We start from the raw sequence: 16,529 nt of genomic DNA, 5'->3' as shown, positions 1-16,529 counted from the left end.
GGGGCCGCCGCTTTATTTCATCTTGGGGGAATGGATGATGCGCAAATCCGTATCGATGTCCTGGCTGCTCGCCGCCGCAATGCTCACCCTGCCCGTCACCGCCCTTGCCGACGCTGGCGAGGCACCGCAGCAGGCACAGGGCGAGCGCGACTATCCGTTGCGTGACTTCACCGCCGTCACGGTCAAGACCAGCGATTCCGTCGATATCCGCGTCGGCAATGATTTTTCGGTGCGTGCGCAAGGCGCCACGACGCAACTCGACGATATCCTCATTGATCGCCGGGGCGAGACGTTGCGCATCACCCGGCGCGGTGATCGGCAGGCGCGCGCGTCGTCGACAAGGGATCGCGGGGTCCGCATCGTCGTGACGCTCCCCCGGCTGACCCAGGTCAACCTTGCCGGATCGGGCGACGTGACAGTCGACCGGGTGGAGGGGCCGCGCTTCCAGGCCGGCATGACGGGATCGGGTCAGTTGGCCATCGGCGCGATGCGCGTCGACGAGGCCAAGATCGACATCGCCGGGTCGGGCACCATCCGGCCGGTCGGATCGGCCGATACGGCGATCCTGCGGATGGCGGGATCGGGCAGCATCGCCGGCCGGGGCTTGCGCGCCGGCCGCGCGCAGGTCGAAATCGCCGGATCGGGCGGCGTCACGGCGCAGGTACAGGGGCCGGCGCAGGTCAAGCTCATGGGATCGGGGAGTGCCGATCTCGGCCCCGAGTCGATCTGCACCATCCAGAAGATGGGGTCGGGTCATGTTCGCTGCGGCCGGTCCGAACGCACCGACTGAGTGAAGGTGTGAACGCGCGCATCCTCCTTGCCGCCTGCCTCTGTATCGCCCCGAGCGGCGGCGCCGATGCGGCCGAGCGACGGATCGATCTGAGCAGCTTCGACTCGGTCCGGGTCGAAGGGGCGTTCGTTGTGCATCTGATCACCGCCGCCTCGCCGCGCGGGATGATGCACGGTGACCCGGCGGCGCTGCGCCAGACCGAGGCGGCGATCGTCGGGCGCACGCTGGTCATCCGCACGCTGCGCGACGGTACGCCGCACCGCGCCGGCAACGGACCGGTGGAACTGACCATCGCCGCCCCGCCGCTCTCCGGCATCACCGTGATCGGCGGCGCGCTGGTGACCGCACAGGCACTGCGGGGGGACATGATCAACGTGACGATCACCGGGCCGGGCGAGGTCCAGGTCGACCGGGCCGATGGCGAGCAGCTGGTCACGACGCTGCTCGGCCCGGGCAAACTGGGCATCGCCGGCGGGCGGGTCGGCAAGGCGCGATTCGCCGCCAGCGGTCAGGGTGTGACGACGGCCTCGGGGCTGGACGCGGGCGAGGTCACGGTCATGCTCGACGGTCCCGGCGATGCCAGCGTGCGGGCGCGCTATATGGCGACCATCACCCATAGCGGGCTGGGCCGGATCACGGTCGAAGGGTCACCCAAATGCCGCATCCTCCGCCAAGGGAGCGGGCCAATCCGCTGCGGCACCCGCTAGACCGGCGATACATGCCGCGTCAGGAACGCGTCGATCGCTGCGAAGGCATTGGCGCGGACCGGATCGGCCTCACGCAGGATTTCATGCGCGCAACCTTGGCCGAAGGCGACCATCTCGGCGCGCGGCATCCGCGCCGCGACCCGGCCGGCCGCGCGTGCATCGACCAGGCGATCGGCCTGCGCCACCAGCATCAGCACCGGAGGCGCGATCCGCGCCAGCCCCGGATCGTCGCGCAGCACCGCCGTCGCGCGAAACGCCTCCGCCACCCAGTGCCAGCTGGGCGAGCCCAGACACAGATCGGGCCATTGCCGCCGAAACGCCTGCTGATCGGCGAAGCGCGCCAGATCATGGGTCAGCCGCTTCTGCCGCGCGCTCGCGGCCTCGGGAGTTTCCAGCCTTTGCCAGGTGGGGCGTAGCGGATCGCCGCGCCGCATCTGCCACCGCGCGAACCGGCTGCCCGCCCATTGTCCGATCGGCGAGCGCAGCGCGAGCATCGGCGCGACCAGGATCGCGGCGTCCGGCGCGATTCCGCCGGCCGCCAGCGCGGCCAGCGTCACGAACCCGCCCATCGAGTGGCCGAGCACGACATGCGGGCCTTCCTCCTCGGCGGTCCAATCGGCGTGGAAGGCGGTGAGATCGTCGACCAGCCGGTCGAACCGGTCGATATGGCCGGTATCGCCCTGCGCCAGCCGCCCCGAACCACCCTGCCCGCGCCAATCGAACGCGCTGACATCCCAGCCCCGGTCCCGGAAATGGTCGATCGCATCGCCATATTTCTCGATCATGTCGGCGCGCCCGGTCTGGAACAGCAGCCGCCCGCGCCGCACGGTCCCCGCCACGCGCGGGCGATCATAGCGGCGATGCGTCCAGCCATCGGGCGCGACCCAGGCGGATAGCCAGGGGGCCAGCGGCAGATCGGCGGGCCAGGACAGCGAATCGGCCATGCGAATCCTTCCGCATCGAGCAATCGAAGGCGCATCCCTTTCAAATTCATCAGGGCGCATCAAGCCATGGGACCAAAAGCCGCATGGGATGCGTTCATCCGACAGCAATCTTTTGTCACAAATCGGGGACGGCGATGGTCGGGCGCGCCTTTGCGAAGATATTGGGCTGGATCTTGGCGCTGCTCGGCGGCTTCTTCGCGGTGGCGGGCGGCTATCTCGCGCTGCTGGGGGGATCGCCTTATTATGTCCTGACCGGGCTGGCGATGATCCTGTCGGGCGCGCTGATCGGACGCGGCGATCCGCGCGGGCGCTGGCTTTACGTCGCGATCTGGCTCGCGACGCTGGTCTGGGCGGTGTGGGAAGTCGGGTTGGACCCGCTGCAACTTGTCCCGCGCGTCGTCGCGCCCACCGTCCTGCTGATTCTCGTCGCGCTGCCCTGGATCGGCCACGCGTTCCATGCGCCGAAGACGCGGTCGCGCGCGGTGCCCGCCGCGTTGGGGATCATCGCGCTGCTCTTCGCCATGCCGATGATCCGCACGCGCCCCGCCGAGGCGCAGGACCCGTCGCTGCCGATCGCGGCGCAGGCGCCGGTGGGGGACTGGACCGATTATGGCGGCACCCTGTCGGGCCAGCGCTATTCCGCGCTGTCGCAGATCACGCCCGATAATGTGAAGAAACTCGAACTCGCCTGGACCCAGCGAACCGGCGATCTGCCCGACCGCGCCGAAGCGGTCGAGCACAAGCGCGAATATCATTCCGAGGCGACACCGATCCAGATCGGCGACACGCTCTATACCTGCACCCCGCATTCGATCGTGCAGGCGATCGACGCGACGACGGGGCGGACCAAGTGGAGCTGGAAGGACCAGGTCAGCCGCCAGGGCAACAGCTATCTCGTCTGTCGCGGCGTCGCCTTTTATCAGGCGCCGGCGGGGACGCCCTGCCCGCGCCGCATCTTCGCGCCGACCTTCGACGCGCGGATGATGGCGCTGGACGCCGATACGGGCAAGCCCTGCCCCGGCTTCGGCACCAATGGCGCGATCGACCTGCGCCAGAATATGGGCGTGTCGGGTCCGGCGGACCAAATCAGCACCTCGCCCCCGGTCGTCGCCAATGGCCGGCTGATCGTCGGCGAGCGGATCGTCGACAACGTCAACCGCAACATCCCCAGCGGCGTGGTGCGCGCCTATGATCCCGTCACGGGCGCGGGCGTCTGGGCCTGGGACGTGGGTCGCTCACCCGATGCCATCCCGCCTTTGCCCGAGGGGCAGGTCTATACCCGCGGCACACCCAATGTCTGGGGCGCGATGACCGCCGATCCGGCCAATGGCCTGGTCTATCTGGGCACCGGCAATGCCTCGCCCGATTACTGGATCGGCTGGCGCCGGCCGTTCGACGACCGGTTCGGCTCGTCGATCGTCGCGCTGGAGATCGCGACGGGCAAGCTGCGCTGGGTCCGCCAGCTGGTCCACCGCGACATGTGGGACATGGATATTCCGATCGGCCCGTCGCTGTTCGATTATCGTGCGCCGAACGGACAGACGATCCCCGCGCTGATTCAGACGACCAAGATGGGCCAGGTCTATTTCCTGAACCGCCTGACCGGCGCGCCGATCACGCCCATCGTCGAGAAGTCCGCGCGCCAGGACGGTGCGACGCCGGGCGTCCAGGTCTCCCCGACCCAGCCCTGGTCGGTCGGTCTGCCCTCCTTCACCCCGCCCGCGCCGACCGAGAAATCGACTTGGGGCGCGACGCCGATCGACCAGCTCTTCTGCCGAATCGACATCCGCCGCGCGCAGGGGACGGGCATCTATCAACCCACCGGCCTGAAGCCGATCATCGGCCACCCGGCCTTTGACGGCGTCACCGATTGGGGCGGGGCGGCGGTCGATCCGGTGCGGCAGATTTTCACCGTCAACACGATGGAGATGCCGTTCAAGATCTGGCTCATGCGCCGCGACGATCCGCGCGTGAAGAAATATATGGAGAAGAAGAAGGGCGGCGAGAATGCGCGCGAGCCCAGCCTTCAGACCCAGTATAACACCCCCTATGTCGCGGTGGTCGCCGCCTGGATCGGGCCGTTCGGCGCGCCCTGCAACGCGCCGCCCTGGGGCCATCTGACCGCCGTCGATCTCAACACCAAGAAGGTGGTGTGGAAGAAGATCCTGGGCACGGCGCGTGACACGGGTCTGTTCGGCAGCCATCTGGGCGTGCCGATTAAGACGGGCGTGCCCAATCTGGGCGGATCGATCATCACCGCCTCGGGGCTGGTGTTCATCGGGGCTACGACCGACCAGTATTTGCGCGCCTATGACCTGAAGAGCGGCAAGGTGCTGTGGCGCGCGCGACTGCCCGCGGGGGCGCAGGCGACGCCGATGACCTATCGCGGGCGGGACGGGCGACAATATGTCGTGATCACCGCCGGCGGGCATGGCGCGCTGGGGACGCGGTACGGGGATTATACCATGGCGTTTGCATTGCCGAAGGGGGCGTAATTCCCTTGGCCTTCGACTTCGGCGCGTAGCGCCGAAGTTTATCCTGAGCGGCTGGCTTGCCAGCCAGTCGAAGGGCTCGGGCTGAACGGAGGTGGTAGCGCGAACCGATCGCCCCAAACACGCCCCTCCCGTAAACGGGAGGGGATGGCGGAGGGAAAGGAGTCTCACCGAGATCAGCGCTTGCGGCTTTGCCCTCCCCAAACCCCTCCCGCCTGCGGGAGGGGCTTAAGATCAGAAGATCGACCACTCCAAAATCGCGGGCTCCTTCGCCCGCACCGTCATGCGCAGGAATCGCGCCCTGCCCGGATGGCGCAGGGTGATCGGCGAACCGCTCGTCCCCTTTTCCGCCGCGACCTCACGCCAGCGCTTGCCGTCCAGCGAGGCCTCGACCCGCACATCCTGCGGCTCGATCACGAAAGCCGGGCGGACCTGGCTCTCCCGCACGTCGCGTACCCCGCCCAGATCGGCGGTCAGGACCGGCGGCTTCCCCGCCTCCGGCCGCCACGCGGTCGCGTAATTGTCGTCCGCCGCCAGCGCGTCGGCTCCCTTGCCCGTCCAGCGCAGCCCCCGGTCACGCTTCGCGGCAAAGGCGGGGATTACCGGGTCGTGGCTCGGCCGCACCGTCTCCAGCATGCCATCGGCGCGCACGGTCAGGGGATCGATCGCCACCTGTCGCAGCACCCTCTCGCTCCCCATCACGAAGGGCAGGGCCTGGCGGTGATAGAGGATATAGGACCGGCCCTTGTCGGCGAAGATCGCATGATGGCCGGGGCTGATGATCTGCCGGGCCGCATCGGTTTGCAGGATCGGGCTGTTCGCCGCCTCGGTAAACGGCCCCATGGGTGACGAACCGACCGCGTAGCGGACCTTGTAGGTGTCCTTGGTCGTGTTGCCGTCGCTATAGGTCAGCAGGTATCGCCCCTTCTCCTTCACCATGAAGGGGCCCTCGAAATAGTTGGCCGGGGTCACGTCGCGGGGCGCGCCGTCGAAATGCACCATGTCGGGCTTCAGCTTCACGACGAAGCAATGCCCGTTGGTCCAGTTCAGCCCCGAACCCCAATAGAGATAGGCCTGGCCATCATCATCGACGAACGCCTCGGCGTCGATCATGTGATATTGCGGCGCAAAGTCGCGCGCGATCAGCGGCTTGCCGCCATTGGCGTCCGCCCATGGCCCCGCCGGCGAGGGTGCCGAGCCCACCCACACCTCGCTGCCGACCGAGACATACATATACCAGCGGCCATTCGCCGCCTTCACGACCGAGGGCGCCCAGACCTTGGCATCGCCCGAGGTCGGGCTGGTCGCCGCCTGCTTGGTCGGCCAGTTCGGCTGCGAGAAGCGCCAGTCGCGGCCATTGTCCGAGGTCCACAGCCCCAGACGGTCATCCCCCCACGGATCGATCGTGGCGAAGATGTACCAACGCCCCCCATCGCGCACGATGGAGGGGTCGGCGAAATAGCCGGGGAGGAGCGGATTGCCCGCCCCCGGACTATTCCATGCCACATCGCGCCGGGGCGCGGCGGTCCCCGCCGTCTCCAGGATCGCCACGGGGGCGAGCAGGACAGCGGCGGCGAGCAGCGCCCCGGCGCGAGTCTTCATCAGCGCAGGTCCAGCATCACGACCGACTTGGCCGGGATCTGCACCGTCAACATGCCACCCGACAGCGTCGCGCCGTTGAACGGCTGCGGCGCGACCTGGTTGGGCGCGTCGAAGGTGTTGTGCGCATCCATCGTCGTGCCGGTCAGGATACGGCCCGACACCTGGCCTGCCGTCACGCCGTCCAGCTTGACCGAGACGGTCGCGGGCTGGTTGGGATCGACATTGGTCAGGCCGACATGGACCACGCCCGCCTTGTCGCGCACGGCCGAGGCACTGACCGCCTTCATCACCCACTGGTTCTTGTTGTACCAGCGCGACTGGACATCGACCGGCAGGACGGTGGCGTCCTGATAGTCCTTGTACATGTCGAACACCCAATAGGTCGGTGTCTTCACCATGCGCGCGCCATCGGTCAGCAGCATCGCCTGCAGCACGTTGACCATCTGCGCGATGTTGGCACCGCGCACGCGGTCGGCGTGACGGGCGAAGATGTCGAGGTTCAGGGTGGCGACCATCGCGTCGCGAAGCGAGTTCTGCTGGAACAGAAAGCCCGGATTGGTGCCGGGTTCGACATCATACCAGGTGCCCCATTCGTCGACGAGCAGCGCGACACGCTTGCGCGGGTCGTACTTGTCCATGATCGCGGCGTGACGGCTGATCAGCTCTTCCATCTTCAGCGTCTTGGACAGGGTGCGCGCCCAGGATTCCTCGTCGAAGCCGGTCGCCGGCCCCTTGTTCGACCAGTCGCCGGGGATGGTGTAATAATGGACGCCGATGCCGTCGAACGCGCCGCCGGCGTCGCGCATCATCACTTCGGTCCAGTTATAATCGTCGCTGTTCGCGCCGCTGGCGATCTTCATCAGGCGCTCGCCGGCGGGGACCTTCAGGAAGGTCGAATAACGGCGGGTGATGTCGGCCGCATATTCGGGGCGCATATTGCCGCCGCAACCCCATAGCTCGTTGCCGATACCGAACATCGCCAGCTTCCACGGCTTGTCGCGGCCGTTCTTGCGGCGCTCCTCGGCATAGGTCGATTTGGACGGGAAGGTCATATATTCGACCCACTCGGCCATCTCGGACGGCGCGGCCGAGCCGACATTGCCCGAGACATAGGCCTCGGCACCGACCAGCTCGGTATAGTTCATGAACTCGTTGGTGCCGAAGCTGTTGTCCTCGGTCACGCCGCCCCAGTTGGTGTTGACCTTGGTCAGGCGCTTGGCCTGCGGGCCGATGCCCTCGCGCCAGTGATATTCATCGGCATAGCAGCCGCCCGGCCAGCGGATCACCGGCACCCGGATCGCCTTCAGCGCGTCGATGACGTCGCGGCGATAGCCGTTGATGTTGGGAATCTTGCTGCCCTTGCCCACCCAGATGCCCGGATAGATGCCGGTACCCAGATGCTCGGCGAACTGGCCGAAGATATGGCGGTCATAGACCGCGCCCGGGCGGTCGCCATGCACCGCGACCGTCTCCCCCGAGGTCGCCGGCGCCGTCTGCGCCGATACCGTGGTCGCGACCAGCGTGGCCGCCGCCGCGATCAGAAACTTCGTAGCCCTTTTCATGGATTCTCCTCTGCCTGTTGCGGCATGATGGCTTATTGTCCGAGTAAAGAATAGCCCTATTGCGGTTCCGTCGCGCGCGCCGGTCGGGCCCGATCGGGTGTCGTGCCCTCGTCGGTGAAGGGTTCGAGGCGGAAGGCGACGCGCGTCGGCTCCAGCCGGGTGCGGTATTGCATGTGCGGCTGGCCGACATGGCTCCAGGTCGTGTCGCCACCGACGCCCCATTGTGCAGCATCGATGATCAGCGTCGTCTCGCCATGGGGGACGATGTCGGTCGACTTCCACGTCCCCGGCGCACGGCGGTAGAGATCGCTATAGGGGAAGGCGAGCGCCTGCATCATCAGCGGTTTAGCTGCACGGACGCGCAGCCCCGCCCCCTCGCCCGACAGCTCCATCCAGCGGACGTCGGTTTTGTTGCCGGTATCCTGCGGCCGCATGTAATCGTGATTCTGCTCGGCGATGGCCCCGCGCCACAGTCCGATCGCGGCCGAGCTCTGGCGGTCGACATAGCTTTCGTGCGGGCCGCGACCATACCATTCCACCGTCTTCGTGGCGGTGGGCATGGTGTACCACAGGCCGATACGGACCGGCGGCGGCAGGTCGGATTTCAGCGGCACGAACTGCCCGTCGACATCGACCGCGCCATTGCCGGCCATCGTGTATTTCGTCACGAAGCGCGCCGCGCCCGCGCCCATTTCGTGATCGACGGTGACGCTCCGGTCAGTACCGACGCTGACACGCCGCACCTGATAGCGGCCGTTCATCGTCAGCCATGGTCCCTGTTGCGCGACCGTGCCGTTGGCAGTGTCATTGTCGGTTTCGGCACGGACGAAGTTGGGCTGACCGCCCTTCGCGAGCAGGCGGCCGCCCGCCGCATAGCGCGTGACCAGCCCGGTCTTGCGGTCGATAACCAGCTCCGCACCGTTCGCCGACAGGGTGACGCTGTCGGCGCTATCAGCCACCGTGACCTGCCCCCTGGCCGCCACCGGCATCGCGGGTCCGTCACTGAGCGCGAACTGCTCCCAGCCGACGACGTAGTTCGCCGGAACCGCGCGGATCGTGCCGTCCTTGGCATGCGCGCGCACGGTCAGCAGATATTCCGCCCCCGGCTCCCGCGCGAATTTGGGAGCGAGTGCCACCGTCTGCACCTGTCCGGCCGCCGTGGTCAGCGCGGGCAACTGCCCGGTCGCCACCGCGACGCCATTCTTCTCGACCACCCAGTCGAAGGTGAAACCCGACAGATCGATAAAGTCATGACGGTTGTGTACAATCAGCCGCCCGGTCTTCGCATCATAGCCGTCGAAGCGGATCGGCGACTGGACCTTCTGCACCTCATAGAGTTGCGGATTGGGTGTCCGGTCGGGCTGGTTCAACCCGTCGCCGAACTCGATATCGCCGCCCGGATTGGGGCCATATTCACCGCCGTCACCCCAATAGCGCCGCCCGTCCTTGGTATAGCGGTACATGGACTGGTCGACCCAGTCCCAGATGAAGCCGCCCTGCAGCTTGCGGTGGGCGTAGATGGTGTCCCAATAATCCTTGAAATTGCCGCCCGAATTGCCCTGCATATGGGCATATTCGCACTGGATCATCGGCTGGGTGCGCGTCGGGTCCTCGGCCCAGTCGACCATCTTTTCGATGTCGTCATACATGGGCGCATAGATGTCGACATAGTTGTTCGGCTGGTGGCTCCAGTCGAGCGTACCCCAACCGAGATAGGAGATCAGCCGCGAGCGGTCGCGCCGCCGGATCGCCGCCGCCGCCTTCTCGAAATTGGGGCCAATCCCCGCCTCGTTGCCCAGCGACCAGAAGATGATCGAGGGGTGGTTCTTGTCCCGCTCGACCATGTTCATCACGCGGGAAACGTGCGCGCCCTCCCAGGCGGGGTCGAAGCCGATCTGATATTTGTCGCGCTCGCCGCCGTGGCGGTTGCCCTGCTCCATATAGGCGTGGCTCTCGATATTGGCTTCGTCCATCAGGTAGAAGCCGTACTCGTCGGCCAGCGCCAGGAAGCGCGGGTCGTTGGGATAGTGCGAGGTGCGGATGGCGTTGAAGTTGTTGCGCTTCATCAGCTCCAGATCGCGGCGCATCGACTCTTCGGAGATGACGTGGAAGGTCACCGGGTCATGCTCGTGCCGGTTGACGCCGCGGATCATGATGCGGCGGCCATTGACCATGACCTGCCCGTCCTTGATCTCGACGGTGCGGAAGCCGATCCGCTGCGGCGTGGCCTGCACCACCTGGCCGTTCGCATCGACCAGTTCGACCAGCAACGTGTAGAGGTTGGGCGTCTCCGCCGACCAGCTGCGCACACCCGGCACCGCCGCCTCCAGCATGGCCGAGGTCGCGCCCTGCGCCAGCGCCACGTCGCGCGTCACCACCGTCCGCTCGCCGTCGAGCAACGTCATCCGCGCGGTCATCGCCTGGGGCAAGGCGGGCAGCGTCAGCTCGGTCGACAGCGTGCCGTCGCGATAATTCTTGTCGAGCCCCGCATGGACGAACAGATCGTCGATCCGCGCCTTGGGTACGGCGCGTAAGTAAACCGAGCGCTCGATCCCTGAGACACGCCAGAAATCCTGATCCTCCAGATAGCTGCCATCGGACCAGCGATGGACGCGGATCGCCACGACATTGCGGCCGGGCTTCACGAAGCGGCTGAGATCGAATTCGGACGGGAGCTTGGAGTCCTCGGAATAGCCGACCTCCCGCCCATTGACCCAGACACGATAGGCCGAACCCGCCGCGCCGATGTGCAGGATCACATCCTGCCCGCGCCACCCCTCCGGCAGAGTGAAGTCGCGGCGATAGGAACCGGTTTCGTTATCGTCATGCGGCACCAGCGGCCGGTTGGCGGGGAAGGGATAGGTGATGTTGTTGTATTTGGGCTGGCCATACCCCTCGGCCTGCCACATCGCGGGGACGGGGATCGTCTTCCACTTCGACACGTCGTAATCGGGCCGCTCGAAACCCTTGGGCGCGCCGTCGACTGAGGGGGAGAAGGCGAAGGACCAGGGGCCGTCGAGGCTCATATAGCGGCTGGAGCGCGACCGGTCGCCGGCCAGCGCGAGTGCGCGGCTTTCATAGGGAAAGGCGGTCGCGGTCGCGGGGCGGGTGTTCCGCGCGTTGACGGCGGGATTTTCCCAGTCGGGGCGGCTGGGATCGACCTGGACGGCGGCCACCTGCGGCCCCGAATCCTGTGCCGTCGCCGCTGTGCTCAGCGCGATCACGGCCGCACCGGCCGCCCATTGCCACGTCATCGCCATCCCCTTGTCCCGCTCGCGATCCTCCATGGGATCGCCGTCCTTTTGTCTGATTTATACGAGCATGAATTTTCTGTCACAAGCGCTAATCGGGATGGCCGAGGCCGAAAGCCGCCAAGACGTGCGCGGTCGTGCTAAGGTCTTCGGCGGATTGACGGCGCGAGCCGAGCTGCGATTATAGTCTGACGTTTGGTCGCATCGCGGCGACCTGGACAGGGAGCAGGATCGATGGGGCGCAATCGGATTTCCGGCGGCATGGGCCGGCCGGCACGTACGTTGGCCACGATCCTGGTGCTCATGCTCTGCGGATCAGCAATGGCGCAGACGGCACCCCTCACAGCCGCCACCCCCCTGCCCGCCGACCGGCCGGTGCCGGTCACGCTGCGGCCGGCGATCGACCGGCCATCGACGGTGTTCGAGGGCTGGGGCACCGCGCTGGCCTGGTTCGCGCATGTCACCGGCGGCTGGCCCGAGGCGGAGCGGACGCGGCTGGCCGATCTGTTCTACGGCGCCGATGGCCTGGGCTGGACGATCGCGCGCTACAATATCGGCGGCGGCAACGCGGCCGACACCCCGCCCTATATGAAGGTCGGGCGCGCGGTGCCGGGCTTCTGGCGGCAACCGGCGGGGGTGACCGGCAAGGACTGGTGGCGGGCGGACAATCCGCAGCACTGGGACTGGAGCCAGGACGCCAATCAGCGCTGGTGGCTCGACGCGATCACCGCGCGGGTGAAGCAGCCGATCTTCGAGGCGTTTTCCAATTCGCCGCCCTGGTTCATGACGATCAGCGGCCGCGTGTCGGGTGCGGAAAAGGGTACTGACGACAATCTGCGTCCTGGTCAGGAGCGCGCCTTCGCCGACTATCTCGTCCGCGTGACCGACGAGTTGCAGCGCCGGCACCGCATCACCTTCCGCACCCTGTCGCCGGTCAACGAGCCGAACACCGATTATTGGTTCGCCGCCAATACGCAGGAGGGCGCGCACTGGTCGCCCGCGCGCCAGGCGCAGATGATCGACGCGACCGCCGCCGCGCTGAAGGCCAGGGGCCTAGCCACCGTCGTCGGGGCGCCGGACGAAACCGCCTCGCATCTGTTCGTCGAGGACTGGGCCGCCTATCCCGCCTCGACCCGCAAAGTGATCGGGCAGCTCAACGTCCACAGCTATGGCACCGTCCACCAGACGGCGGTGCGCGACATCGCCCGCGCCTCGGGCATCCGGTTGTGGATGAGCGAGAACGACACGCCGCTGTCCAAGGACCCGGAGGATTTCACCGGCATGGCGACGCCACTCGCCTTTGCCGAGCATGTCGTCGGCGATCTGAAGCGGCTGGAGCCGGCCGCCTGGGTCTTCTGGCAGGCGATCGAGGATCTGAGCGCCCGCAACGGACAGGCCGGGTCCAACTGGGGCATCGTGAAGGCCGATCTGCAGGGCGCGGCGGACAAGCCGCATGCGATCCACATTACGGGCAAATATTGGGCGATGGCGCAGTTCAGCCGCTATATCCGCCCGGGCGACCGGCTGGTGCCGGTGGATGACATGGATAGCGTCGGCGCGCTGTCCGCCGATGGCCGGCGGCTGGTGCTGGTCCATGTCAATCCGGGACTGTCACCCCGGCCCCTGTCGGTCGCGGTGCCGGGAAATTGGCGGCGGCGGATGATCGTGACCGATGCGGGGCATCAGGCGGTGGACGTCGCAGGGGATGTCGCGCCGCCAAAGTCGATCGTGACGTTGGTTCTGACGCGGTGAGGGTGGGGCGTGGCCTTCGACTTCGCTCAGGCTGAACGGACGGGGGTATCAAGCCCCCCTTCCCCAACCCCCGTTCAGCCTGAGCGAAGTCGAAGGCCAAGGGAATCCCTGGCCCAAATCGGTCACATCCCCGCATCCGGATCGGCCAGCCCGATCATCCGCCGCCCGGCCCTGCGCGCGAAGTTCAGCGTCGCCTTCTTCCGCACATGCGCCGGCAGCGGTACGCTATGCGCCTCACGCACGATCGCGGCGTCATAGCGGTCGGCGACGATGATCCCGGTCCGTTCCGGCAGGAAGGCCGCGCTTTCGAGCGGCGTCCAGTCGAACCCCGCCGGCACCGCCCAATAGAAGCGGTCGCAGTGCGCCAGATAGTCGGGCCATTTGCCGTCGCCCAGCATGTCGGCGCGCGACACCTTGATCTCGACCACCACGACATTGCCGCGTGCGTCCAGCGCCATCAGGTCGGCGCGGCGGCCGCCCTCCAACGGGACCTCGGGAATGGTGATCAGATCGTGGCGGAGCAGCATCCGGGTGACCCCGCGCGCGACATCGGCGGCGCAGAGCGGTGAGCCGGGGTCCTCGACACACGAAGCGGGCGGCATGTCCAACATGCCACCCGCTTAGAACATTTGACGAACAAAGGCAAAGCCCCGCCGCAAGCGGGACCGTTCGTCTCAGCGATAGAAGATGTGGTTGCCGATCGCCGCGACCTTCTGGACGCGCACGCCGGGGCGGTTGCCGGGCGTGTTGAAGAACAGCGCCTTGCCGGCCGGACCGTCCCAGGCCTGGGCCAGCGCGACCTTGGCGACCGCGACGGCGGTGCGATAGGCGCTGCGCGACGGACTGATCGAGGGAATTTCACCGCGGCGCACGAAGCTGAATTGGCCGCGCTGCTTGATGACGTCGCACACGCCGGTCGGGAAGCGGCCCGACTTGGTGCGGTTCAGGATCACCTGCGCGACGGCAAGCTGGCCGGTGAGCGGTTCACCCTGGGATTCGAAATAGATCGCACCAGCGAGACAGCGGAGCTCTTCGCTCGACGCGATGTCGTCCTGGTCGGCGACGGCTTCGGCCAGCGACGCATATTCGCTGTCCTCATCACTTTCAGAAACCTGGGAAAAATCGGGAAGCGCGGACATGGTGGCCCGGGCGCTCTGGGGAACCATCGCCAATTCGGCGGCGTTGATCCCGGAAACAGTCATCGCACTGACTGGCGTGGTGGCAGCAGCGCCGGCGATGTTGGTCGCAAGGCTGGGCGTGCTGGTGGCGAGAAGACCCGCCAGGGAAAGAGCCATGGCCGCAGACGCCGCGACTCGCTTGAAAACGGTCATTCACTCAAACAGACATGCGGTTGGATCACGGACCCGAGCATTGCCCAAAGGCGCTCGTCCGGGCTTCCCCCCGACTGCGTAACCGACCGGATCGCACCCAGCGCGGCACAACGCGAACTTAAGATGGGGGGCTCGTGGCCGATCCGGCCGCGTTCGTCAATGTTGCAGGATCGTTTCAGCGGCGAAGCGTTCCGCCGCAGCGCCGTCCAGTTCGATCACCCACAGATCGGGATCGCGCGCGCGACGGCGTCGCCAATAGCCGATGACATCGTTTGCAGGCGTCGAATCAATCAGCGCCGTCCGGCCATCGGGTCCGATGCCACGCTCCAACACCCGCTCGCGCCGGTCGGCACCGATGATGACCATCAGGATGCCGCCGGCCTGCGCATCGCCCTTGGCCAGCACCATGCCCATGCCGCCGCCGTCGTTCATCCGGCGGAGCAGCGCGGTCACCAGCATATGGCTCGGCAGGCGGCCGTCCATCGGCTCAGACGGTCCGATAGCCGGGCAGACCCGCCAGCGCGATCTGCGAGCGCATGAAGGTGCCGGTGCCGCGCGCGACCTCCTCGCCGCTGGCATCGATCAGCCGCGCATCGGCGACGAACACCCGCCGCCGTCCGCTGACCCAGCGGCCCTCGGCCACCACAGCGCCAGCCTTCATCGGGCGGGTCAGCAACAGGTTGAACTGGGTGGTCAGCAGGAAGCGATCGGTGACCAGGCTGTTGCAGGCATAGAAGGCGGCATCGTCGAGCATCTTGAAATAGCTCGTGCCATGCGCCGCCCCCGCCGCGTGATAATGGCGCTCATCCACCCGAAACCGGATACGCGCGATGCCGGGTTCGGGAATGTCCAGCGTCGAGTCGAACAGACGATTGATCGGCGCCTGGGCGTAGAGCGTCTCAAGAGCCCGGAAATGCGCCGCCTCGCCCTCAGGCTGCGTCACGCGCCTCGTCCTGGGTCAGCAGCGCCCAGATCGCGTCGGGCGATCCCGCCCCGCGCAGCTTGGTGACGAAGCCCTTGTCGCGCAGCCGCCGTGACACCCGTGCCAGCGCTTTGAGATGCGCCGAGCCGGCATCGGCGGGCGAGAACATCGCGAAGACCAGGTCGACCGGCATGTCGTCGACCGCCTGGAAATCGATCGGCTGCGCCAGGCGCACGAAGACGCCGACGATCTGCGTCAGCCCGTCGACCTTGCCATGCGGGATGGCGACACCGCCGCCGAAACCGGTCGAGCCCAGCTTCTCGCGCTCGACCAGCACATCGGTCAGGACTTTGGCGTCCTGCCCCGACGGGCCGGCGGCCGCCGCCGCCAGGGTCTGGAACAGCAGTTTCTTGTTGGCCGCCGAAACGCCGGCCAGCACCGTATCGTGGCGCAACAGGTCGCTGAAATCATTCATGCTCGTTTTCCGATGCGCCCCCGCGCAGGCCGCGCCAATAGCGGCCCGCGCGGGAGAACGATAGGGGCTTATCCTTCGGAGCCGCCCCGTTGTGGTTCAACCCAACCGATGGTTCCGTCGCCCCGGCGATAGACCATGTTGTACGAACCGGTGCCCGAATTCTTGAACAAAAGGGCCGCGGTATTGCGCAGATCGAGCATCATCACCGCGTCGGACACGCTGGCATCGGGAATATCCACACGGGTCTCGGCGATGATCAGGGGTGCATCGCCCGCCTCGTCTTCGTCGACCTGTTCGGCGAACAGCGTATAGCCCGCATCATAGGCCCCCGCCTCGGCCAGTTCGATCGCCTGACCGGCATTGCGGTCCTTCAGGCGGCGGGAATAGCGGCGCAGCTGCTTTTCGATCTTGGTGGCCGCACCGTCGAAGGACAGATGCGCATCCTGCGCGTCGTGACGCCCCTTCAGGACAAGGCCGCGGGTCACATGCATCACGATGTCGCATTTGAAGCCGACATCGTGCGGACCCGTCCCGAACGTCACCTCGGACGAGATGGCACGGGCGAAATATTTCTCGGCGATACCCTGAAGCCGGTCCGTCACATGGGTCCGCAGCGCGTCGCCCGTTTCGACCTGATGACCAGAAATCCGGATATCCATCACTTTCTCCTCAACTACTCGACTGGGACGGTCCTTTTGGCC

The 16,529-nt window shown here is 66.8% G+C and carries 14 protein-coding genes; 4 read left to right on the top strand and 10 right to left on the bottom strand.

All coding sequences use genetic code 11. The features are described from left to right. Nucleotides 1–37: 37 nt before the first annotated feature. Together GGR48_RS09165 and GGR48_RS09160 are read left to right on the top strand one after the other, a co-directional pair. Nucleotides 38–790 (top strand): head GIN domain-containing protein, encoded by a 753-nt coding sequence (locus GGR48_RS09165; RefSeq protein ID WP_183951613.1) that lies wholly within the window; start codon nt 38–40, stop codon nt 788–790. Between the two features lie 8 nt (nt 791–798). Beyond that, entirely contained in the window at nt 799–1,497 is a 699-nt protein-coding gene (locus tag GGR48_RS09160) for a GIN domain-containing protein (protein WP_183951612.1), read from the top strand. Here the strand turns inward: GGR48_RS09160 and GGR48_RS09155 are convergent. Next, the gene (locus GGR48_RS09155) at nt 1,494–2,441 is read right to left on the bottom strand and encodes an alpha/beta fold hydrolase (protein ID WP_183951611.1); all 948 of its coding nucleotides are present in this window, start codon (nt 2,439–2,441) and stop codon (nt 1,494–1,496) included. The genes GGR48_RS09160 and GGR48_RS09155 overlap by 4 nt on opposite strands. Nucleotides 2,442–2,575: 134 nt before the next feature. On the opposite strand from GGR48_RS09155, the gene GGR48_RS09150 reads away from it, so the two are divergent. Continuing rightward, nucleotides 2,576–4,936: a membrane-bound PQQ-dependent dehydrogenase, glucose/quinate/shikimate family gene (locus GGR48_RS09150; RefSeq protein ID WP_183951610.1), complete on the top strand. Its 2,361-nt coding sequence runs from the start codon at nt 2,576–2,578 to the stop codon at nt 4,934–4,936. Nucleotides 4,937–5,167: 231 nt separating this feature from the next. Here GGR48_RS09150 and GGR48_RS09145 read toward each other — a convergent pair whose 3' ends face one another. Genes GGR48_RS09145 through GGR48_RS09135 form a run of 3 tightly spaced genes read right to left on the bottom strand, consistent with a single transcriptional unit; the run spans nt 5,168 to nt 11,384 of the window. Continuing rightward, nucleotides 5,168–6,535 (bottom strand): family 43 glycosylhydrolase, encoded by a 1,368-nt coding sequence (locus GGR48_RS09145; RefSeq protein WP_183951609.1) that lies wholly within the window; start codon nt 6,533–6,535, stop codon nt 5,168–5,170. Then, nucleotides 6,535–8,097 carry an alpha-N-arabinofuranosidase gene (locus GGR48_RS09140; RefSeq protein WP_183951608.1) on the bottom strand — a complete coding sequence of 521 codons (1,563 nt, stop codon included), beginning with the start codon at nt 8,095–8,097 and terminating at the stop codon, nt 6,535–6,537. The genes GGR48_RS09145 and GGR48_RS09140 overlap by 1 nt, the downstream gene beginning before the upstream one ends. Before the next feature lie 56 nt (nt 8,098–8,153). Then, on the bottom strand, nt 8,154–11,384 hold the full coding sequence (locus GGR48_RS09135) for a glycoside hydrolase family 2 TIM barrel-domain containing protein (RefSeq protein WP_240456078.1): 3,231 nt from the start codon (nt 11,382–11,384) through the stop codon (nt 8,154–8,156). A gap of 198 nt (nt 11,385–11,582) precedes the next feature. On the opposite strand from GGR48_RS09135, the gene GGR48_RS09130 reads away from it, so the two are divergent. After that, complete coding sequence (locus GGR48_RS09130; RefSeq protein ID WP_183951607.1) at nt 11,583–13,100, top strand: glycoside hydrolase; 1,518 nt, start codon at nt 11,583–11,585, stop codon at nt 13,098–13,100. A 122-nt stretch (nt 13,101–13,222) separates the two neighbouring features. On the opposite strand, the gene GGR48_RS09125 is transcribed toward GGR48_RS09130, so the two are convergent. From GGR48_RS09125 to hpf, 6 genes are all read right to left on the bottom strand, one after another. After that, entirely contained in the window at nt 13,223–13,711 is a 489-nt protein-coding gene (locus GGR48_RS09125) for an MmcB family DNA repair protein (protein ID WP_183951606.1), read from the bottom strand. Nucleotides 13,712–13,774: 63 nt separating this feature from the next. Further along, nucleotides 13,775–14,431, bottom strand: a complete 657-nt coding sequence (locus tag GGR48_RS09120; RefSeq protein ID WP_183951605.1) for a cell wall hydrolase — start codon at nt 14,429–14,431, stop codon at nt 13,775–13,777. A 156-nt stretch (nt 14,432–14,587) separates the two neighbouring features. Continuing rightward, nucleotides 14,588–14,914, bottom strand: a complete 327-nt coding sequence (locus tag GGR48_RS09115; protein WP_183951604.1) for a DUF1491 family protein — start codon at nt 14,912–14,914, stop codon at nt 14,588–14,590. Between the two features lie 4 nt (nt 14,915–14,918). Continuing rightward, a complete protein-coding gene (locus tag GGR48_RS09110) occupies nt 14,919–15,374 on the bottom strand; it encodes a hotdog fold thioesterase (protein ID WP_183951603.1) in 456 nt (151 codons plus the stop codon). Beyond that, nucleotides 15,361–15,828 carry a PTS sugar transporter subunit IIA gene (locus tag GGR48_RS09105; RefSeq protein WP_183951602.1) on the bottom strand — a complete coding sequence of 156 codons (468 nt, stop codon included), beginning with the start codon at nt 15,826–15,828 and terminating at the stop codon, nt 15,361–15,363. The genes GGR48_RS09110 and GGR48_RS09105 overlap by 14 nt, the downstream gene beginning before the upstream one ends. A gap of 68 nt (nt 15,829–15,896) precedes the next feature. Next, nucleotides 15,897–16,487 (bottom strand): ribosome hibernation-promoting factor, HPF/YfiA family, encoded by a 591-nt coding sequence (gene hpf, locus GGR48_RS09100; protein ID WP_183951601.1) that lies wholly within the window; start codon nt 16,485–16,487, stop codon nt 15,897–15,899. Nucleotides 16,488–16,529: the final 42 nt, after the last annotated feature.

It is taken from the genome of Sphingomonas pseudosanguinis, from assembly GCF_014196255.1.
GTDB classification, from domain to species: domain Bacteria; phylum Pseudomonadota; class Alphaproteobacteria; order Sphingomonadales; family Sphingomonadaceae; genus Sphingomonas; species Sphingomonas pseudosanguinis.
This window is presented reverse-complemented; position numbering and strand designations above follow the sequence as displayed.